The following is an 18,708-nucleotide window of genomic DNA, read 5'->3' as shown; positions in this document are numbered from 1 at the left end:
TGATGTAGAGAATCGCCATGCCCGAACTGCCAGAGGTCGAAACCACCCGCCGCGGCATTGCCCCGCACCTGGAAGGCCAGCGCGTCAGCCGGGTGATCGTGCGCGACCGTCGCCTGCGTTGGCCGATTCCCGAAGACCTCGATGTGCGCCTATCCGGCCAGCGCATCGTGCTGGTGGAGCGGCGTGCCAAGTACCTGCTGATCAACGCCGAAGTCGGCACCTTGATCAGTCACCTGGGCATGTCGGGGAATTTGCGTCTGGTGGAGGTCGGCACGCCCGCCGCCAAGCACGAGCATGTGGACATCGAACTGGAGTCGGGCCTGGCCCTGCGCTACACCGACCCGCGTCGCTTTGGCGCGATGCTCTGGAGCCTTGATCCGCTCAACCATGAACTGTTGATTCGCCTGGGGCCGGAGCCGCTGACCGACCTGTTCGACGGTGAACGCCTGTTCCAGCTGTCCCGCGGGCGTTCGATGGCAGTCAAGCCGTTCATCATGGACAACGCAGTGGTGGTGGGCGTGGGCAACATCTACGCGACCGAGGCTTTGTTTGCCGCCGGGATCGACCCGCGTCGCGAAGCCAAGGGCATTTCCCGCGCGCGCTATCTGAAGCTGGCCATTGAGATCAAACGCATTCTGGCCGCCGCCATCGAACGTGGTGGCACCACACTGCGGGACTTTATCGGCGGTGACGGTCAGCCGGGTTATTTCCAGCAAGAGCTGTTCGTGTATGGCCGTGGGGCCGAGGCCTGCAAGGTCTGCGGCACGCAGTTGCGCGAAGTGAAACTGGGGCAGCGCGCCAGCGTCTTTTGCCCACGTTGCCAGACCTGAAAGGTCGACGGTCTATAGTCAGTGTTCTGACTATCTCGCCGAAGGACCGTGCCATGAAGCTGTACAAAACCCTCGCCGCCGCGCTGTTGTTGAGCGTCGGTACTTCAGTCGCCGCCAGTGACGGCAGCGGCGATCCGCTTTACACCATCCATAATCCGCCGGCATACGCCATGATCGGCGATCTGCTGATCGCCCGACCGTTGCTGGTGGTGGCGACAGTGATCGGCGCGGGGGTGTTTGTGGTGTCGTTGCCGTTTACCGCCATGGGGGGTGGTGTGAGTGATGCGGGGCAGGCTTTGGTGGTGGACCCGGCGAAGGCGGCGTTCGTGCGGTGTTTGGGGTGTATCGGGGAGGGGTTTGAGCAGACGCAGTGAGTCAGTTACATCTTCCGTGTGGCTGATGACGCTTTCGCGAGCAGGCTCGCTCCCACAGTAGACCTTGGGTGTTCTCACTTATGGATTAACAACACCGATCAAGTGTGGGAGCGAGCCTGCTCGCGAAGGCGTCGGCACAGGCGACTCAAGGCTCAAGGCTCAAGCCTTACCGGTAATCTTGCGGTACTTCTCCATCAACTCGTCTTGAGTCTCCGGATGGGCTTCGTCCAGGGGGATGCAATCCACCGGGCAGACCTGTTGGCACTGTGGCTCGTCGTAGTGACCGACGCACTGGGTGCACAGGTTCGGGTCGATCACATAGATCTCTTCGCCTTGGGAAATGGCGGCGTTTGGGCACTCGGGTTCGCAGACGTCGCAGTTGATGCAATCGTCGGTGATGATCAGGGACATGCTAACTCCAGCCGGGGCGGCGAGCCCGGGCGCAATAAATCAATGCGCGTAATTGTGCCGCATTGGCGCCCGCTGTGCACGCGGGCGCCGATTGAGCGGTGATTACTTCTTGAAGCGCTCGGTCAGGGCATCCGCGACTATAGGGTGCACGAACTTGGTGATATCGCCGCCCAAGGCTGCGATTTCACGGACCAGCGTCGAGGAAATGAATGAATAACGCTCGGACGGGGTGAGGAACAGGCTTTCCACGTCCGGGGCCAACTGGCGGTTCATGTTTGCCAGCTGGAATTCGTATTCGAAGTCCGATACGGCGCGCAAGCCACGCAGAAACACGTTGGCGTTCTGCTCTTTGGCGAAATGCGCCAGCAGGGTCGAAAAGCCGACGACTTCAACGTTTGGCAGATGCTTGGTGACCTCACGGGCCAGCTCAACACGCTGTTCCAGAGGGAACAACGGGTTTTTCTTCGGGCTTGCGGCGACGGCAATGATCACGTGATCGAACAGGCGCGAGGCGCGTTCGACCAGATCGCCATGGCCCTTGGTAATAGGGTCGAAGGTACCTGGGTACAACACTCGGTTCATCGCGGCGTCCTGGCGGGAGTGCGTTGGGGAGTCGGATGGTATCGCAGCCTTACCGGTCGGGAAAGTCGACTGTTGGGTAAGAAAGCACTATAGACGATGGGAATGTTCGTCGTTTTCATGGGTTTTTCAAGCGTTCGGCGAGGGAAGTCGCCAGTTGCGCCGTCAATCCGTAGACCGACAATTGCGGGTTGGCGCCAATGCTGGTGGGGAACAGCGAACCATCATGAATCGACAGATTGCCCAGTTGATGATGCCGGCCGAGGCTGTCAGTCACCGCATTTTTCGGGTCTTCGCCCATCGCACAACCCCCCATCACATGGGCGCTGCCCAGCCGTGTGCGGTACAGCTCAAGGCTGAGCCCGTCGATCAGTGCGTGCGCTTCGCCCAGGGTTTTCACATAGCGCGCATCAGCGTGCATCGGCATCACGGCCTTGGCGCCACCGGCGAACTGGATCTCGGCCATGCTGTGAAATGCCCGGCGCAAACCGTCCCGGACATAGGATGAAACCTGGTAATCGAGTACCGGTGAGCCGTCGCCGCGCAGCTCGACATCGCCGCCGGTGCTGTCCGGATGAAAACCGTCGCGCAGCAACGCGAGCATGGCGTGGGTGTGTGGCAGGCTGGCCATGTGTTGCGCATTTTCCTGGCCAAATCCTCCAAGCAGCGTGGTGGCCAGCGCCGGGTGCAGCGGTGGGACCTCCAGCTTGTAGCCGATTTTGCCGGTGGTGCCGTCCTGCCATTGGAAATGGTCGGAGTAGATTGATTGCGGGGCGCCATAGAACGGGTTGATCACCTCGTCGAACTGCCCGGCGGACATGTTCACCAGATGCAGAAAGGTCCGTTTGCCCAGCCGCTTGTGTGGGTCCGGCGCGTCGGAACGCATCAGCAGCGCCGGGCTGTTGATCCCGCCACCGGCCAGCACGTAATGCCGAGCCTTCACCGTGATGCGCCGCCCCGTGGGCTCGACGCAGCGCGCATCCATCGCCACGCATTGCAGTCCGGTGACCTTGTCGCCAGTGATCAGTAGTTTTTCGGCGCGGGCCAGATACAGCAGTTCGCCGCCCTTTTCGAGGGTGGCGGGAATGGTGGTGACCATCATCGATTGCTTGGCGTTGGTCGGGCAGCCCATGCCGCAGTAGCCGAGGTTCCAGCAGCCGCGCACGTTGCGCGGGATCACGTGCCAGCTGTAGCCAAGCTGTTCGCAACCTTTGCGGATCACATCATTGTTGGCATTGGGCGGCACCATCCACGGCGCGACGCCCAGGCGCTGCTCCATTTTCTCGAACCACGGCGCCATCTCAGCCGGGCTGTGGCCCTTGACGTTGTGCTCCTTGGCCCAGTGTTCCAGGGTCGGCTCGGGCGTGCGGAAACTGGACGTCCAGTTGATCAGCGTGGTGCCGCCCACGGCCCGGCCCTGAAGGATGGTGATGGCGCCATCCTTGCTCATACGGCCGATACCTTCCTGATAGAGACTGCTGTAGGCCTGGTCTTCGAGCAGTTTGAAATCGCTGCTGGTCTTGAGCGGGCCTTCCTCGATCAGCAGCACTTTGTAACCGGCCGCGCTGAGGATTTCCGCCGTGGTCCCGCCACCGGCGCCACTGCCGATGATCGCCACATCCGCTTCGAGGGTCAGGTCCTGGGTCAGTTGCGAGCCGTCATGGGTTTTCCAGCCACGGGCCATGCCTTCGCGGAACGGGTCGGGTACGGGCATCTTCAGGTTCTCTTATTGTTTTTGGATTTTGTGGTGAGGCAACCGATGCCATCGCGAGCAAGCTTTGCTCCTACAGATTTGATGTCATGCCGGGCACCCGCGTACGACGCTGAGCCTGTGGGAGCACAGCTTGCTCGCGATTGGGGCAACTCGGTCTCAAACGGTTGGAGGCCCGGGATACCCGCAATGCGCCCACGACTCCTTGCGCCCATACCAGGCCATCATCACCAGCTGCACCAACGAGCTATGGCCCATGCGCAGCAGGCTCAGCGAGCTGTTTTCCCAGCGATCGAGAAAATGCCGGATCTCATCACCGCTGGCGTTTTCCCAGCTGCCCCAGATGCCGGTCAGTGGTCCCCGTGTCACGGCCATGCCCAACACATCGAACAATTGACGGGTCAGCTTGAGCATTTCCGGCGACAGGTGATCGAGGTTGTAGTCGAGGCTTTTCAGGGTGCCGTCGATGGCAGCGGGCATCTGTTCAGCGGTCACGGCACCGTCGAGCAGCACCGGGATCAGCGCACGCAGAAACAGCAGGTCACCACTGCGCAGCGCTGCGAAACCGCTCTCGGGGATGCTCGATGAACAACCACTCAGGCTGGCGCCCAATCCGGCGGTGGCGAGAAAGGCGCTGGCGCCCAGGCTGAACTTGAGCAGGCCGCGCCGTGACAGCGCGGGCGTTTCGGACAGGGTCTGATCCATCATTGTTTTTATCCGTTGGCGTTGAGCGTTAGCGAATGAACAGCTTCTGGATCAGTTTCTGAATGGATTTGCCGTAGGGCGGGTAAATCAGTTTCGCCGCATTGAAGCGCTGTTTGACCAGCACACCCTTGGCCTTGCTGAAGGTCAGGAAGCCTTCGTGACCGTGGTAATGGCCCATGCCCGAGGCACCGATGCCGCCGAAGGGCATGTCGTCTTGGGCGACATGCAGCAGGGTGTCGTTCAGGCACACGCCGCCGGAATGGGTTTCGTGGAGCACGCGCTGTTGTTCGCGCTTGTCGTAGCCGAAGTAGTACAGCGCCAGTGGGCGAGGGCGCTGGTTGATGTAGGCAAATGCCTGGTCGAGATCCGAGTACGGCACGATCGGCAGCAGCGGGCCGAAGATTTCGTCCTGCATCACCGTCATGTCGTCGGTGACGTTGAGCAACAGGCTATGCCCCATGCGACGTCCCTGGCCCTGGTCGAACAGCGGAATCAACAGCGCGCCCTTGCTGGTCGCGTCGCTGAGGTAGCCGTTGAGCCGCGCCAGTTGTCGGTCATTGATGATGGCGGTGTAGTCCGGGTTGTCGACCAGTGTCGGATAAAAGCTGCGGACCACCTGGCGATAAGCCTCGACGAACGAGCCGATGCGATCGTCCGGCACGAGCACGTAGTCCGGGGCCACGCAGGTCTGGCCGGCGTTGAGGGTTTTGCCAAACGCGATGCGCTCGGCGGCGTCTTCGAGGGGTACGTCACGGGACACGATGGCCGGGGATTTGCCGCCCAGCTCCAGGGTGACTGGAGTCAGGTTCTCCGCTGCCGCGCGCATCACGTGCCGGCCAATACTGGTGGCGCCGGTAAACAGCAAGTGATCGAAGTGCAGCCTGGAAAACGCCACGCCGATATCAGCCTCGCCCAGCACCACGCAGACCAGGTCTTCGGGGAAGATTCGGGCCAGCAACTGCTTCATCAGCAGGCCGGTGGCGGGGGTCGATTCGCTGAGCTTGAGCATCACCCGGTTGCCCGCCGACAGTGCGCCGACCAGTGGGCCGATGGCGAGATAGAGCGGGTAGTTCCACGGCACGATCACCCCGACCACGCCCAGTGGCTGATAGATCACCTTGGCCGAAGCCGGCTGGAAGGCCAGGCCGACCTTGCGTCGCGAGGGGCGCATCCAGCCCTTGAGGTGTCGGCTGGCGTAATGAATGCCGTGCAGGCTGGGCATCAGCTCGGCGAGTAGGGTTTCATCGGCGCTGCGGTGGCTGAAATCCTGGCTGATCGCATCGATCAGGGCCTGGCGTTCGCTGTCGAGCAAGTCGCGCAGTGCCTTGAGCCATTGCAGGCGCTGGGCTGCAGGTGGCATCGGGTTGGCGGCATAGGCGGCGCGCTGCGCATCAAACTGTGCCTGGAGCTCCGCCAGCGGTTGCTGCAGATCTTGCAGGTAGGAAATTTCAGCAGTCATGGTCGGCTCCGCTTTTATTGTAATGAGGCACTTTTTAGAGTCTATGCTCTATAAAGTCAAATGACACACGGGCACGGCTTTGTTTTATCCATCTCCGGATAGGTCGTAAGATGCCCGTCAACGCACTCTGAATTTAAGCTCAAGCCATGGCCCCAAGGATAAAAACCAGCGAGCGCATCGTGCAGAACAGCCTGGAGCTGTTCAACCAGCAGGGCGAGCGCAGCATCAGCACCAACCATATCGCTGCCCACATGGAGATTTCTCCGGGCAACCTGTACTACCACTTCCCCAACAAGCAGGCGATCATCGCCGTGCTGTTCAGCGAGTACGAAAGCCTCGTCGACAGCTTCCTGCGCCCGCCCCAGGGGCGAGCAGCCACGGTCGAAGACAAACGCTTCTACCTCAAGGAACTGCTCTCGGCCATGTGGCGATACCGCTTTCTGCATCGCGACCTCGAGCATCTGCTCGACAGCGACAGCGAACTGGCCGCGCGCTACCGACGCTTCTCCCAGCGCTGCCTGATTCAGGGCGCGGCCATCTACAGAGGGTTCGTCGCCGCCGGCATCCTGACCATGGACAAGGTGCAGATCGAGTCCCTGACCCTCAATGCCTGGATCATCCTCACGTCCTGGGTGCGTTTTCTGTGCACCACGCGGGAGAACTCCAGCCACCTCAGCGAGCAAGCGATCAAGCGCGGCGTGTATCAGGTGCTGGTGCTTGAGGCCGGTTTTGTCACCGATCAGGCCCGTGATGAGGTCAATGCGCTGTTCGAAGAGTTTTATGTTCCGCTGGCACAGGCGCTTGAAGAAGCCGCGCAATAAAAAGTGAAGTAGCATCCAGACCCGGTTTAATCACAGGAGCCCGTTATGCCCATTGCGCAATTGATCAGCCCGCAAGCGTTGGACCTGAAAAAGGAGCAGCCGGGGCTGGTGATTCTGGATTGTCGATTTGCCCTCGAAGACCCGGACTACGGTCAGCGCAGCTATGCCCAGGGCCATATTGCCGGGGCGAGTTTTGCCGATCTTGAGCGTGATCTGAGCGGGAAAGTGATCAAGGGGGTGACCGGGCGTCATCCATTGCCCGAACCCGCCGAGTTGATCGAGCGCCTGCAGGCCTGGGGCATCAATAACGACAGCGAAGTGGTTCTGTACGACGACGGTCCCGGCGCCTACGCGGCGCGGGCCTGGTGGTTGCTGGCGTGGTTGGGCAAGCGTGACGGTGTGTTCATTCTCGATGGTGGGCTCAAGGCCTGGCATGCAGCGGGTTTGCCCTTGAGCCTGGATCCGCCGTTGGCGGCGCGGGGTACCTTCAGCGGGACTGCGGACACTTCGCTGCTGCTCAGTGCCGAACAATTGCAAAAACGCCTTCACCAGCCCGAGCTGACCTTGATCGACGCTCGCGCCTTGCCGCGTTTCAAGGGTGAAGTGGAGCCGATCGACCCGGTGGCGGGGCATATTCCCGGCGCGCAATGTGCGGCGTTCACCGACAACCTGGGCAGCGACGGGCGATTCCTGCCGGCCGATCAGCTCAAGCAGCGGTTCAGTGAAAAACTGGCGGGTCGCTCACCCGACGATCTGGTGGCGTACTGCGGCTCTGGCGTGACGGCGTGCCACAACCTGTTCGCCCTGTGCCTGGCGGGTTATCCGTTGGGGGCGTTGTATGCGGGGTCGTGGAGTGAGTGGATCAATGATCCGGCGCGCGGCGTTGCCGTCGGCGAATAAGTTCTTCCCCTGTAGGAGCGAGCCTGCTCGCGATAGCGGAGTGTCAATCGACTGAGATGTTGACTGACGCATCGCCATCGCGAGCAGGCTCGCTCCTACAGTTCAGAGATGTGTCGTCAGTGATTGCCGAGCACTGCGATACGCCCCCGGCCCCACGCCATACACCTGCTTGAACTGCCGACTCAGATGACTCTGGTCGGCAAAACCCAGCTGCATGGCGACTTCCAGCGGCAAACATCCCCCTTGCAACAAGGTTCGCGCCCGGGCGATGCGCTGCTGCATCAGCCAGGTGTGTGGCGGCATGCCGGTCGCGCGGCGGAACACACGGGCGAAATGGAAGGGCGACAGGTTCACCGCCGCGGCCAGTTCTTCCAGCGAAGGCGGCGCTGCCAGTTGCGCGTGCAACAGCTCCTTGGCCCGCGTCACCGCCCGATGCTCCTTGCCCGGTTTGCCGGCTTCGCCAACCGCCGCATGACGCTGCAGCAACGCCAGCATCAGTTCACGCCAGGCGGTTTGCTGTTGCAGTGCGGTGGCCGGGCTTTCCAGCAGGCGATGCAGTTGGCAGAAGCCGCTCACCAGGTCCGGATCGCGATAAAGCGTCGCGCCGAACGCCGGCAGGTGGTGGGTCGGCAGTTCGAGCTCGGCCAGCAGTGAGGTGATTTGCCGGCTGTCCGGATAAAACGCCCGATACAGCCAGCCGTCCTCCGTGCCTTTGTGGCCGGTGTGCAGTTCATCGGGATTGATCAATACGAGGGTGCCGCTGCCCGCCAGGTGCTCGGCGCCGCGATAACGGTAGCGCTGGGCGCCGGCCATGATCATGCCGATCACGTAGCCTTCGTGCACATGGGGCGCGAAACGGTGGTCGATGTAGCGCGCCGACAGCAATTCAACCCCGGTCAACGGTGCCGTTTGCCAGAAGTGGATCGATTCTTCCTGACGGTCATCCATGGCCTATCCGAGCCTCACAGAGCTTAGCCATTGGGGGATGCGCCGTTCCAGGTAATAACCCGGCTGCCTGACCGAGCCGTCGACGAATCCCACGTGCCCGCCCTTGGCCTGCAGTTCGAACTGCGTGGACGGTGACAGCTCCTCGGCGTGCGGCAGGCTGTGGGAAAAGACGAAGGGGTCGTCGGCGGCCTGGATGATCAGGGTCGGCGTGCGGATTTCCCCCAGGAAGTAGCGACTCGATGCCCTACGGTAGTAGTCCTCGGCATCGGCGAAGCCGTTCAGTGGCGCCGTCACCCGGCCATCGAAATCCCAGAAGGTGCGCAGGTTTTCCAGTGAGCCCAGGGCGGCCAGCGTGGCCAGGCCATCTTCACGGCCGTCATGCTGGAACTGGCGTTGCTTGTTCTTGATGTAGGCGAGCATCTCGCGCATGAAATGCGCCTGATAGACCTTGGAAAAGCCCTGGCCGATGCGGTCTGCGCACTGGTCCAGACGGAAGGGTACGGATACCGCCACCGCGCCGAGCACGCCACTGTCGTTGCCGGTCTCGCCCAGATGCTTGAGCAGGACATTGCCACCCAGGGAATAACCCACCGCGTACAGCGGCGCCAACGGCCGCTTGGCCCGCAGGTGGTTGATGGTTTCGGCCAGGTCTTCACTGGCGCCGGAATGGTAGCTGCGCGGCAACAGGTTGGGTTCGCCGGAGCAACCGCGCCAGTTCAGCGCGACGCTGGCCCAGCCGCGGTCGCCCAGCGCTTTCTGCATGCCGGCCACGTAAGGCGAATTCGAAGAGCCGGTGAGCCCGTGCAACACCAGCACCAGGGGCGCTTCGGCGCTGTGCGGGCCATGCCAGTCGAGATCCAGGAAATCACCGTCCTGGAGCCACAGGCGTTCGCGCTCGCGTTCGATATGGGTGGTTTTGCGCCACAGCGGTCCCCACAAGGTCTGCAAGTGCGGGTTGCCGAGGCCGAAGGCGGGGGTAAAACGTTCTGACGGAGGGTGCACGATTGTTCTCGAAGCAGTGGCGCACACCTGGATTGAGGTGTGCGCCTTGTTCAGGCCGGTCGATTAACCGGCGATCTCTGCCATACGTTGCCACAACGAATAATAGACGCGCCCGGATTTTTGTTCCCGGTGCAGGCGCCAGTTGCCTGGCAGCCCGAGCGTCGACGGCGCGGATTCGCTTTCGGTGTATACCCAGGCATCCTCGGCCAGCCACTGCCGCTCTTCGAGCAGCTTGCACACGGCCGGCAGAAGGTTCTGGTTGAACGGCGGATCGAGGAACACCAGGTCGTAAGCCGTTGCTGTCTGGGTTTCCAGATAGCGCAGGGCATCGGCGGTCTGCACATGGCCGGTGGTGCAACGCAGTGTGCCCAGATGCTCCTTCAGGCTGGACACGGCCAGGCTGCTGGCATCCAGCGCCTGACCGGTGGCAGCACCACGGGACAGGGCTTCAAGGAACAGCGCGCCGCTGCCGGTGAACGGGTCGAGCACCTTGGCGCCGGGCACATAGGGTGCGAGCCAGTTGAAAAGGGTTTCACGCACCCGGTCCGGCGTCGGGCGCAGGCCCGGGGCATCGGGGAAGCTCAGTTTTCGGCTGCGCCATTCGCCGCCGATGATGCGCAGCTGGTTCACGCCGTTGTGCACGGGTTTTTTCGATTTCGATTGAGTGGCCATTAATGCTCCGGAACCCCGAGCGGCTGCTCGGCGGGTTTATCAGAAGGGGCCGGTAACGGCTTTTGCGGCACGGTCGGGCCAGCGCTGACGATGACCATTTTGTCCGTGCTCAAGTGTTTGTTCAGTGCCGCCTTGACTTGCTCGACCGTCAGGTTCTGCGACTGCTGCATGAAGTCTTCCAGGTGGCTCAACGGCAGATTATAGAAACCGATCGCGCCGAGCTGGCCGACGATATCGGCGTTGCTGGCGGTGGACAGCGGGAAGCTGCCGGCCAGTTCGCGCTTGGCGTCGTCGAGTTCCTTTTGCGTCGGGCCGGTCTTGAGGTAGTCGGCGAGGACATCCTGTACCAGCTTCAGCGTGCCTTCGCTCATTTCGGCGCGGGTCTGCAGGTTGATCATGAACGGCCCGCGCGCCTGCATCGGGGTGAAGCCCGAGTAGACACCATACGCCAGGCCACGCTTCTCGCGCACTTCGCTCATCAATCGGGTGCCGAACCCGCCGCCGCCAAGGATCTGGTTGCCCATGGACAGTGCCGCGTAATCCGGGTCGTCACGGTCGATGCCCAGTTGCGCGAGCATCAGGTTGGTCTGTTTGGACGGAAACTCGATATGGCCGACGCTGGCCTTGGGCTCGCTCGGTTGGGCGATTTTCGGCAGGGCCGGCCCTTTGGGCAGGGCGGCGGAAACCTGTGCGGCAATGGCTTCGGCCTCGGCGCGGGACAGGTCGCCGACCAGCGCGATCACCACATTACCCGCCGCATACGCTTTCTGGTGGAACGCCCGCAGTTGCGCCAGGGTGATCGGCGGAACGCTTTTCGCCGTACCATCGCTGGAGTGGGCGTATGGATGATCGCCATACAGGCGGTTCATCAGCTCAAGGCTGGCCAGTTTGCCGGGGTTCTGTTTCTGGTATTCGAAGCCGGCGAGCATCTGGTTCTTGATGCGGGCAAACGAGTCGGCGGGGAAGGTCGGCTTGCCGACGACTTCAGCGAACAGCTTCAAGGCAGGTGTACGTTTGTCCGCGGCACTGAGGCTGCGCAAGGAGGCAACGGCCATGTCCTTGTAAGCACCGTTGCCGAAATCCGCACCGAGGCCTTCGAAGCCCTGGGCAATGGCGCTGACGTCCTTGCCGGCCACGCCTTCGTTGAGCATGGCGTTGGTCAGCAACGCCAGGCCCGGAGCGTCGCCGTCCTGGCTGCTGCCGGCGGCGAAGATCAGGCGCATGTCGAACATGGGTAGTTCGCGGGCTTCGACGAACAGCACCTTGGCGCCTTCGGCGGTGTTCCAGGTCTGCACGTCGAGTTTGCGGTGGCTCGGCGCCTTGCCGTTGAGTTCGGTCAGCGATTGCAGCTTCTGGCTGGCCTTGGCCTTGTCCAGTGCTTCACTGGCCACGGTGTCGCCTGTTTTGGAGAAGTAGAAGGCTGCCGAGCCGAGCAGGGCCACGGCGATCAGGCCAAGCAAGGCCAGGCGCGGTTTTTTATGTTCACTCATGAGGCGTCTCCTCCGGCAGTACATGGGCGACGCTGAGACGTTCGCGGGTGAAATACAGCTTGGCGGCTTTCTGGATATCTTCCGGGGTCACGCTTTCCAGGTCGGCAAGTTCGGTGTCCATCAGCTTCCAGGACAACCCGACGGTCTCCAGTTGGCCGATGGCGGTGGCCTGGCTGGTGATCGAGTCGCGCTCATAAACCAGGCCGGCGATGACCTGCGCGCGCACGCGTTCCAGTTCTTCAGCGGACGGTGCGGTGGTTTTCAATTGTTCGAGCAGTTTCCACAGTCCGGCTTCAGCCTGGGCGATGGTTTTCTTCTTCTGGCTGTTGGGCGATGCCGACAGGGTGAACAGGCTGTCGCCACGGGTGTAGGCGTCGTAGCTGGACGAGCCGCCCGACACCAATTCCTCGCCGCGTTCCAGCTGCGTCGGAATGCGCGCGCTGTAGCCGCCATCGAGCAGGGCCGAAATCAGGCGCAAGGCATTCACCGAACGCTTGTCTTCGGCGGTGGCGATGCTCGGTACGTTGAACGCCAGCATCAGGCTGGGCAGTTGTGTCTTCACGTGCAAGGTGATCTGGCGCTCGCCGGGTTCGGCCAGTTCCAGCGGAATCTTCGCAGGCGGCACATCGCGCCGGGCGATCGGGCCAAAGTAACGCTGGGCCAGGGTTTTGACTTCATCCGGGGTCACGTCGCCGACCACCACCAGGGTGGCGTTGTTCGGCACGTACCAGGACTCATACCAGTGACGCAGCTCTTCGACTTTCATGCGGTCCAGGTCCGCCATCCAGCCGATGGTCGGCGTGTGGTAGCCGCTGGCGGGGTAGGCCATGGCCTTGAAGCGCTCGTAGGCTTTGGACATCGGCTTGTCGTCGGTGCGCAGGCGGCGCTCTTCCTTGATGACCTCAATCTCGCGGGCGAACTCGTCGGGCGGCAGGCGCAGGCTGGCCATGCGGTCGGCTTCCAGTTCGAAGGCCACGCCCAGGCGGTCGCGGGCCAGCACCTGGTAGTAGGCGGTGAAGTCATCGCTGGTGAAGGCGTTCTCTTCGGCGCCGAGGTCGCGCAGGATCAGCGACGCTTCGCCGGGGCCGACTTTCTCGCTGCCCTTGAACATCATGTGTTCCAGGGCGTGGGACAAACCGGTCTGACCCGGCGTCTCATAGCTGGAGCCGACCTTGTACCAGACCTGGGAAACCACCACCGGCGCGCGATGGTCTTCGCGCACGACGACCTTCAAGCCGTTATCCAGGGTGAATTCGTGGGTGGGTTGCGGATCGGCCGCCAGGGCCGAGAGGGGCAGACAAACTGTGCTGAGCAGCAGGCCTGCGGCGCGGCGGGCTAGAGCATTCATTCGTTTTTAAACCTGTTGGGCTGCCCGCTTGGTCTTAGCGTCTGCGGGCGAGAGGGTGCTAGGATACTGATCCGTTTTAGCGGCGGCCACGCCTATCAGGCCTTTATGCGTGATCAGGTTGAATGGGTTTGCGACGAAAGGTGGATATTTATCAACTGATTTCTGCTTTTTCGCCGATTTTGCTGCTTTAGTCCATTGAGAAATCGATTCCTTGAGGCGCCAACCCGCTCCTCGACAAAATGTTGCGCGTGAACAAGCTGGATCAATCGCAGTCTGTTCTGCATCGATTATTTATTTACCGGGGCGCCCGTTGGCGCGTCGCTACCGTGAGATAGCCGTCCTCCATGTTTGGTTCCAACGACGACAAGAAGACCCCAGCTGCGGCTGGCGAGAAAAAAAGCCTGTTCGGATGGCTGCGCAAAAAGCCGCAGGAACCCGTCGTCGAACAGCCACAACCCATTCCTGAACCGGCTCCCGCGCCGGTCATAGATGCAGAGCCTGCGCCAGTGGTGCAGCCAGTTACCGAGCCTGCGCCCCAACCAGTGATCGCTGAGCCGGTCGTCGTGGCCGAACAGCCTTCGACGCCAGCCGCCCAGCCGTGGCTGACCTTGCCGGTGGCGGAAGAGCCGGTGGCGCTGGTTGAAGACGAACTGGCGCCGCACGTTACTCCACCGATTCCCGCGCCGACCGCGTTTGCACCCGAGCCGGTACAGGCGCCGGTTGCCGCTCCGGTTGTCGAACCCGAGCCTGTTCCTGTTGTTCCCGAGCCGGTAATTCCTGCTGCTCCGGTTGTCCAGGCTCCTGCGCCAGTTGCAGCCCCGATCGTTCCCGTCGAAGCCCCCATCGAAAAACCGGCCGAGCCTGCGCGCGCCGAAGAAACCAAGACCGGCTTCTTTGCCCGCCTCAAGCAAGGCCTGTCCAAGACCAGCGCCAGCATTGGCGAAGGCATGGCCAGCCTGTTCCTCGGCAAAAAGGCCATCGATGACGAATTGCTCGATGACCTGGAAACCCGCCTGCTGACCGCGGACGTCGGCGTTGAAGCCACTTCGGTGATCATCCAGCGCCTGACGCAGAAGGTCGCCCGTAAAGAACTGGCCGACTCCGACGCGCTCTACAAGTCCCTGCAAGGCGAGCTGGCGGCAATGCTCAAACCTGTCGAGCAACCGCTGAAAATCGCCTCGCAGAACAAGCCATTCGTGATTCTGGTGGTCGGCGTCAACGGTGCCGGCAAGACCACCACCATCGGCAAGCTGGCGAAGAAGCTGCAGCTGGAAGGCAAGAAAGTCATGCTCGCCGCCGGCGACACCTTCCGCGCCGCTGCGGTTGAGCAGTTGCAGGTGTGGGGTGAGCGCAACAAGATCCCGGTCATCGCCCAGCACACCGGGGCCGACTCGGCTTCGGTGATCTTCGATGCCGTGCAGGCCGCCAAGGCCCGTGGCATTGATGTATTGATCGCCGACACCGCCGGTCGACTGCACACCAAAGACAATCTGATGGAAGAGCTGAAGAAGGTTCGCCGGGTGATCGGCAAGCTCGACGCCGATGCGCCGCACGAAGTGCTGTTGGTGCTCGACGCCGGCACCGGCCAGAACGCCATCAACCAGGCCAAGCAATTCAACCAGACCGTCGAACTGACCGGCCTGGCACTGACCAAGCTCGATGGCACCGCCAAGGGCGGGGTGATTTTCGCCCTGGCCAAGCAATTCGGCCTGCCCATCCGCTATATCGGCGTGGGTGAAGGCATCGACGATTTGCGCACCTTTGAAGCTGAACCCTTTGTCCAGGCACTGTTTGCCGAGCGGGAGCGTTCATGATTCGTTTCGAACAGGTCGGTAAGCGCTATCCGAACGGTCACGTCGGCTTGCATGAGCTGAGCTTTCGAGTCCGTCGTGGCGAGTTTCTGTTTGTCACCGGCCATTCCGGCGCCGGTAAAAGCACCCTGTTGCGGCTGTTGTTGGCCATGGAGCGTCCGACCAGTGGCAAGCTGCTGCTCGCTGGGCAGGACCTGAGCACCATCAGCAACGCACAGATTCCGTACCTGCGCCGACAGATCGGCGTGGTGTTCCAGAACCACCAGTTGCTGTTCGATCGCACTGTATTCAACAACGTCGCGCTGCCGTTGCAGATCCTGGGTCTGTCCAAGGCCGAGGTCGCCAAGCGTGTGGATTCGGCTCTGGAGCGCGTTGCGCTGTCGGACAAGGCCGATCTGTATCCGGGCGATCTGTCCACCGGCCAACAACAGCGCGTCGGCATCGCCCGCGCCATTGTTCACCGCCCGGCCTTGCTGCTGGCGGACGAGCCGACTGGTAACCTCGACCCGCGCCTGGCGGCCGAGATCATGGGTGTCTTCGAAGACATCAACCGCCTGGGCACCAGCGTGCTGATCGCCAGTCACGACCTGGCACTGATTGCGCGTATGCGCCACCGCATGCTGACGCTGCAGCGCGGTCGATTGATCGGCGACGGGGAGGCCGGGGTATGAGTGCGACACGCAGTCCAAAGGTTTCCGAGCGCGTGGCTCCAAAGGCCGCCGATCCGCAGCCAGCGAAGAAAAAACATGACGATGATGACGGCCCGGACTTCGCGACGCTGTTCCGCGCCTGGATCGAAAGCCATCGTGCGAGCATGGCGGACAGCCTGCGTCGGCTGGGCAAGCAACCCATCGGCAGCTTTTTCACCTGCATGGTGATGGCGGTGGCCCTGAGTTTGCCCATGGGGCTGTCACTTTTGCTGAGTAACGTCGAGCGTCTTGGCGGTTCCTGGCAGCGTGCGGCGCAGATTTCCCTGTACCTGCAACTCGAAGCCAGCCCGACGGAAGGCGAAGCGCTGCGTGAGCAGATCAAGGGCATGCCCGGCGTGGCCGATGCCGAGTATGTGGGTCGCGATCAGGCGCTGGAAGAGTTCCAGCAGCAGTCCGGGCTGGGTGAGGCGCTCAAGGAGTTGCCGGAAAACCCGCTGCCTGGCGTGGTGCTGGTGACGCCGAAGGAAGTCGACAAGCCGACGCTTGAAGCATTAAGACAAAAACTTTCCGAAATGCCCAAGGTGCAGCAGGCGCAGCTTGATCTAGTCTGGGTCGAGCGCCTGGCGGCCATCCTCAAGCTGGGCGACCGATTTGTCTTCGGTCTGACCGTGCTTCTGGTTTCTGCATTACTTTTGGTGATAGGCAATACCATTCGTCTTCATATTGAAAACCGCCGCACAGAGATAGAAGTGATTAAACTCGTCGGCGGCACTGACAGCTATGTGCGCAGGCCCTTCCTGTATATGGGCGCGCTTTATGGCTTTGGTGCGGGGATTCTTTCCTGGGGCGTGCTGGCGTTCGGCCTGGACTGGTTGAACGACGCGGTGGTGGGACTGGCCGGTTTGTACGGCAGTGATTTTGCGCTGGCCGGTGTGCCGGTTGCCGATGGTCTGTCTCTCTTGCTTGGCGCGGTGCTGTTGGGGTATATCGGTGCGTGGATTGCGGTCGCTCGCCACCTGAGGGAGCTCGCACCAAAGTAATATCATTTTGCTCGTATTGACCTTTCAGTTTTTTTGGGAACTTGTTCTTCGGTTTCCGGTCAATTTTCGCAGTGCTTAACTGCACGAGTTTGTAAGTCGGAGGTTTTTTCGTATGACCAATTCTTTGCAGCCTGCATATGCTCTGGTCCCGGGTGCGAACCTGGAGGCCTATGTGCACACCGTCAACAGCATTCCATTGCTGTCGCCGGAGCAGGAGCGTGAACTGGCCGAGAGTCTCTATTATGAGCAGGATCTTGAGGCGGCTCGGCAGATGGTGCTCGCCCACCTGCGTTTTGTCGTACATATCGCCCGTAGCTATTCCGGCTACGGTCTGGCTCAGGCTGACCTGATCCAGGAAGGTAACGTCGGTCTGATGAAGGCTGTGAAACGTTTCAACCCGGAAATGGGCGTGCGTCTGGTTTCGTTCGCCGTGCACTGGATCAAGGCTGAAATCCACGAATTCATCCTGCGCAACTGGCGCATCGTGAAAGTCGCGACCACCAAGGCCCAGCGCAAGCTGTTCTTCAACCTGCGCAGCCAGAAAAAGCGTCTGGCCTGGTTGAACAACGAGGAAGTGCATCGCGTGGCGGAAAGCCTCGGCGTTGAGCCGCGGGAAGTGCGCGAGATGGAAAGTCGCCTGACCGGCCATGACATGGCCTTCGACCCGGCTGCCGAAGCCGACGACGACAGCGCCTTCCAGTCGCCGGCCAACTATCTGGAAGACCACCGGTACGACCCGGCCCGTCAACTGGAAGACGCGGACTGGAGCGACAACTCCAACCACAACCTGCACGAAGCGCTGGAAGTGCTGGACGACCGCAGTCGTGACATTCTTTACCAGCGCTGGCTGGCAGAGGAAAAGGCGACGCTGCACGACCTGGCGCAGAAGTACAACGTTTCGGCCGAGCGTATTCGTCAGCTTGAGAAGAGCGCGATGAACAAGCTGAAGTTGTCGATTGCCGCTTAAGCTGCACAGATGCAATAAAAAACGCCCCGATCATTGATCGGGGCGTTTTTGTTTGTGCTGCGATTGCTGGCTAATACCCTGATCCCTGTAGGAGCGAGCCTGCTCGCGATGGTCGTGAACGATAACGCGTAAAATCAGATGCTCAGCGGTGCCCTTGGGTTTTTCGCGAGCAGGCTCGCTCCTATAGGGGAAGGCGCCGTTTTATTGGGACCAAGGTGCCCGACGCGAATCATTGAGCTCCACCAGATAACTATCCCCACCCAACTGACTCATCTGCCGCCGAATCCACCCGGCACGCCGGGCGACATAAGAAGTCGGGTGGCTCGCACTCCACACGCGCGGATTCGGCAGTACAGCCGCCAACAGGCTTGATTGCTGGCGACTGAGACCTTTTGCGCTGACACCAAAGTGATGCCGTGCCGCCGCTTCCGCACCAAACACACCGTCATCCCACTCGGCGCTGTTCAGATAGACCTCAAGAATCCGCTGCTTGGGCCAAAGCACCTCGATCAAAGCGGTAAACCAGGCCTCCAGCCCCTTGCGCAGCCAACTGCGACCAGACCATAGGAACAGGTTCTTCGAAACTTGCTGGCTCAACGTACTGGCGCCGCGAACCGACCCCCCCAACTCGTTGTGTGCCAGTGCGGCGCGGATCGCACCGATATCAAAACCCCAGTGCTCCGGGAATTTCTGGTCTTCGCCGGCGATCACCGCGACCTTCAGGTCGTCGGAGATTTCTTCCCAGGGTTTCCACGTGCGTTGCAGGTCGATGGGTTCGCCATCGATCCAGGATTCGATCTTGCGCTCGACCATCAGCGCTGTGCCCGGTGGTGGAAGCACGCGAAAAATCAGCACCAGCAACACGCTGCCGCCCATGAACCAGAGCACGGCCTTGGTGAAACGACGGAAATAGATACGCAGCATAGAGATGGCTTGGCCGAACCCGTTGAGCGGGCCATTATACAGACCCTGTTGATCGAGTCTGACTGG

At 61.5% G+C, this 18,708-nt stretch carries 19 protein-coding genes; 8 read left to right on the top strand and 11 right to left on the bottom strand.

What is annotated here, in order from left to right; genetic code table 11:
* Positions 1 to 17: 17 nt before the first annotated feature.
* Both mutM and DKY63_RS18320 read left to right on the top strand, forming a co-directional pair.
* Positions 18 to 830: a bifunctional DNA-formamidopyrimidine glycosylase/DNA-(apurinic or apyrimidinic site) lyase gene (gene mutM, locus DKY63_RS18325; RefSeq protein ID WP_110965366.1), complete on the top strand. Its 813-nt coding sequence runs from the start codon at positions 18 to 20 to the stop codon at positions 828 to 830.
* 53 nt (positions 831 to 883) lie between these two features.
* The gene (locus tag DKY63_RS18320; protein ID WP_110965365.1) at positions 884 to 1,204 is read left to right on the top strand and encodes a multidrug transporter; all 321 of its coding nucleotides are present in this window, start codon (positions 884 to 886) and stop codon (positions 1,202 to 1,204) included.
* A 159-nt stretch (positions 1,205 to 1,363) separates the two neighbouring features.
* On the opposite strand, the gene DKY63_RS18315 is transcribed toward DKY63_RS18320, so the two are convergent.
* The 5 genes from DKY63_RS18315 to DKY63_RS18295 all read right to left on the bottom strand — a co-directional run bounded on the left by DKY63_RS18315 (position 1,364) and on the right by DKY63_RS18295 (position 6,069).
* The gene (locus DKY63_RS18315; protein ID WP_110965364.1) at positions 1,364 to 1,615 is read right to left on the bottom strand and encodes a YfhL family 4Fe-4S dicluster ferredoxin; all 252 of its coding nucleotides are present in this window, start codon (positions 1,613 to 1,615) and stop codon (positions 1,364 to 1,366) included.
* A 102-nt stretch (positions 1,616 to 1,717) separates the two neighbouring features.
* Complete coding sequence (coaD, locus tag DKY63_RS18310; RefSeq protein WP_110965363.1) at positions 1,718 to 2,197, bottom strand: pantetheine-phosphate adenylyltransferase; 480 nt, start codon at positions 2,195 to 2,197, stop codon at positions 1,718 to 1,720.
* Between the two features lie 115 nt (positions 2,198 to 2,312).
* Complete coding sequence (locus tag DKY63_RS18305; protein ID WP_110965362.1) at positions 2,313 to 3,908, bottom strand: GMC family oxidoreductase; 1,596 nt, start codon at positions 3,906 to 3,908, stop codon at positions 2,313 to 2,315.
* A gap of 156 nt (positions 3,909 to 4,064) precedes the next feature.
* Positions 4,065 to 4,610, bottom strand: coding sequence for a twin-arginine translocation pathway signal protein (locus DKY63_RS18300; protein ID WP_110967942.1), 546 nt, complete (start codon positions 4,608 to 4,610; stop codon positions 4,065 to 4,067).
* A gap of 28 nt (positions 4,611 to 4,638) precedes the next feature.
* The gene (locus DKY63_RS18295) at positions 4,639 to 6,069 is read right to left on the bottom strand and encodes a coniferyl aldehyde dehydrogenase (RefSeq protein ID WP_110965361.1); all 1,431 of its coding nucleotides are present in this window, start codon (positions 6,067 to 6,069) and stop codon (positions 4,639 to 4,641) included.
* A 146-nt stretch (positions 6,070 to 6,215) separates the two neighbouring features.
* On the opposite strand from DKY63_RS18295, the gene DKY63_RS18290 reads away from it, so the two are divergent.
* On the top strand, positions 6,216 to 6,890 hold the full coding sequence (locus DKY63_RS18290; protein ID WP_110965360.1) for a TetR/AcrR family transcriptional regulator: 675 nt from the start codon (positions 6,216 to 6,218) through the stop codon (positions 6,888 to 6,890).
* A 45-nt stretch (positions 6,891 to 6,935) separates the two neighbouring features.
* Positions 6,936 to 7,790 (top strand): sulfurtransferase, encoded by an 855-nt coding sequence (locus DKY63_RS18285; protein WP_110965359.1) that lies wholly within the window; start codon positions 6,936 to 6,938, stop codon positions 7,788 to 7,790.
* A gap of 102 nt (positions 7,791 to 7,892) precedes the next feature.
* Here DKY63_RS18285 and DKY63_RS18275 read toward each other — a convergent pair whose 3' ends face one another.
* Genes DKY63_RS18275 through DKY63_RS18255 form a run of 5 tightly spaced genes read right to left on the bottom strand, consistent with a single transcriptional unit; the run spans position 7,893 to position 13,250 of the window.
* Positions 7,893 to 8,738 carry an AraC family transcriptional regulator gene (locus DKY63_RS18275; RefSeq protein WP_110965358.1) on the bottom strand — a complete coding sequence of 282 codons (846 nt, stop codon included), beginning with the start codon at positions 8,736 to 8,738 and terminating at the stop codon, positions 7,893 to 7,895.
* Positions 8,739 to 8,741: 3 nt separating this feature from the next.
* Positions 8,742 to 9,743, bottom strand: coding sequence for a hydrolase (locus DKY63_RS18270; protein WP_430523161.1), 1,002 nt, complete (start codon positions 9,741 to 9,743; stop codon positions 8,742 to 8,744).
* 60 nt (positions 9,744 to 9,803) lie between these two features.
* Complete coding sequence (gene rsmD, locus DKY63_RS18265; protein ID WP_110965356.1) at positions 9,804 to 10,412, bottom strand: 16S rRNA (guanine(966)-N(2))-methyltransferase RsmD; 609 nt, start codon at positions 10,410 to 10,412, stop codon at positions 9,804 to 9,806.
* Positions 10,412 to 11,902: a M16 family metallopeptidase gene (locus DKY63_RS18260; RefSeq protein ID WP_110965355.1), complete on the bottom strand. Its 1,491-nt coding sequence runs from the start codon at positions 11,900 to 11,902 to the stop codon at positions 10,412 to 10,414. The genes rsmD and DKY63_RS18260 overlap by 1 nt, the downstream gene beginning before the upstream one ends.
* Positions 11,895 to 13,250 carry a M16 family metallopeptidase gene (locus tag DKY63_RS18255; protein WP_110965354.1) on the bottom strand — a complete coding sequence of 452 codons (1,356 nt, stop codon included), beginning with the start codon at positions 13,248 to 13,250 and terminating at the stop codon, positions 11,895 to 11,897. Before DKY63_RS18255 ends, DKY63_RS18260 begins: the two co-directional genes overlap by 8 nt.
* Before the next feature lie 344 nt (positions 13,251 to 13,594).
* On the opposite strand from DKY63_RS18255, the gene ftsY reads away from it, so the two are divergent.
* The 4 genes from ftsY to rpoH all read left to right on the top strand — a co-directional run bounded on the left by ftsY (position 13,595) and on the right by rpoH (position 17,718).
* Positions 13,595 to 15,064, top strand: a complete 1,470-nt coding sequence (gene ftsY, locus DKY63_RS18250; protein WP_110965353.1) for a signal recognition particle-docking protein FtsY — start codon at positions 13,595 to 13,597, stop codon at positions 15,062 to 15,064.
* Entirely contained in the window at positions 15,061 to 15,732 is a 672-nt protein-coding gene (gene ftsE / locus DKY63_RS18245; RefSeq protein WP_110965352.1) for a cell division ATP-binding protein FtsE, read from the top strand. Before ftsY ends, ftsE begins: the two co-directional genes overlap by 4 nt.
* Positions 15,729 to 16,751, top strand: coding sequence for a permease-like cell division protein FtsX (ftsX, locus tag DKY63_RS18240; RefSeq protein ID WP_110965351.1), 1,023 nt, complete (start codon positions 15,729 to 15,731; stop codon positions 16,749 to 16,751). Before ftsE ends, ftsX begins: the two co-directional genes overlap by 4 nt.
* A gap of 112 nt (positions 16,752 to 16,863) precedes the next feature.
* Complete coding sequence (gene rpoH, locus DKY63_RS18235; RefSeq protein WP_110965350.1) at positions 16,864 to 17,718, top strand: RNA polymerase sigma factor RpoH; 855 nt, start codon at positions 16,864 to 16,866, stop codon at positions 17,716 to 17,718.
* A gap of 201 nt (positions 17,719 to 17,919) precedes the next feature.
* Here the strand turns inward: rpoH and mtgA are convergent, their stop codons facing one another.
* Positions 17,920 to 18,642: a monofunctional biosynthetic peptidoglycan transglycosylase gene (gene mtgA / locus DKY63_RS18230; RefSeq protein ID WP_110965349.1), complete on the bottom strand. Its 723-nt coding sequence runs from the start codon at positions 18,640 to 18,642 to the stop codon at positions 17,920 to 17,922.
* Positions 18,643 to 18,708: the final 66 nt, after the last annotated feature.

This window comes from Pseudomonas putida (assembly GCF_003228315.1).
In the GTDB taxonomy this organism is placed as follows: Bacteria; Pseudomonadota; Gammaproteobacteria; order Pseudomonadales; family Pseudomonadaceae; genus Aquipseudomonas; species Aquipseudomonas putida_S.
This window is presented reverse-complemented; position numbering and strand designations above follow the sequence as displayed.

Coding starts and splice junctions, on each gene's coding strand:
- DKY63_RS18305 (WP_110965362.1), bottom strand. CDS start 3,908: ATGCCCGTACCCGACCCGTTCCGCGAAGGCATGGCCCGTGGCTGGAAA.
- DKY63_RS18300 (WP_110967942.1), bottom strand. CDS start 4,610: ATGGATCAGACCCTGTCCGAAACGCCCGCGCTGTCACGGCGCGGCCTG.
- DKY63_RS18285 (WP_110965359.1), top strand. CDS start 6,936: ATGCCCATTGCGCAATTGATCAGCCCGCAAGCGTTGGACCTGAAAAAG.
- ftsY (WP_110965353.1), top strand. CDS start 13,595: ATGTTTGGTTCCAACGACGACAAGAAGACCCCAGCTGCGGCTGGCGAG.
- mutM (WP_110965366.1), top strand. CDS start 18: ATGCCCGAACTGCCAGAGGTCGAAACCACCCGCCGCGGCATTGCCCCG.
- rsmD (WP_110965356.1), bottom strand. CDS start 10,412: ATGGCCACTCAATCGAAATCGAAAAAACCCGTGCACAACGGCGTGAAC.
- DKY63_RS18295 (WP_110965361.1), bottom strand. CDS start 6,069: ATGACTGCTGAAATTTCCTACCTGCAAGATCTGCAGCAACCGCTGGCG.
- ftsX (WP_110965351.1), top strand. CDS start 15,729: ATGAGTGCGACACGCAGTCCAAAGGTTTCCGAGCGCGTGGCTCCAAAG.
- DKY63_RS18290 (WP_110965360.1), top strand. CDS start 6,216: ATGGCCCCAAGGATAAAAACCAGCGAGCGCATCGTGCAGAACAGCCTG.
- DKY63_RS18315 (WP_110965364.1), bottom strand. CDS start 1,615: ATGTCCCTGATCATCACCGACGATTGCATCAACTGCGACGTCTGCGAA.
- mtgA (WP_110965349.1), bottom strand. CDS start 18,642: ATGCTGCGTATCTATTTCCGTCGTTTCACCAAGGCCGTGCTCTGGTTC.
- DKY63_RS18275 (WP_110965358.1), bottom strand. CDS start 8,738: ATGGATGACCGTCAGGAAGAATCGATCCACTTCTGGCAAACGGCACCG.
- ftsE (WP_110965352.1), top strand. CDS start 15,061: ATGATTCGTTTCGAACAGGTCGGTAAGCGCTATCCGAACGGTCACGTC.
- DKY63_RS18260 (WP_110965355.1), bottom strand. CDS start 11,902: ATGAGTGAACATAAAAAACCGCGCCTGGCCTTGCTTGGCCTGATCGCC.
- DKY63_RS18320 (WP_110965365.1), top strand. CDS start 884: ATGAAGCTGTACAAAACCCTCGCCGCCGCGCTGTTGTTGAGCGTCGGT.
- DKY63_RS18255 (WP_110965354.1), bottom strand. CDS start 13,250: ATGAATGCTCTAGCCCGCCGCGCCGCAGGCCTGCTGCTCAGCACAGTT.
- coaD (WP_110965363.1), bottom strand. CDS start 2,197: ATGAACCGAGTGTTGTACCCAGGTACCTTCGACCCTATTACCAAGGGC.
- rpoH (WP_110965350.1), top strand. CDS start 16,864: ATGACCAATTCTTTGCAGCCTGCATATGCTCTGGTCCCGGGTGCGAAC.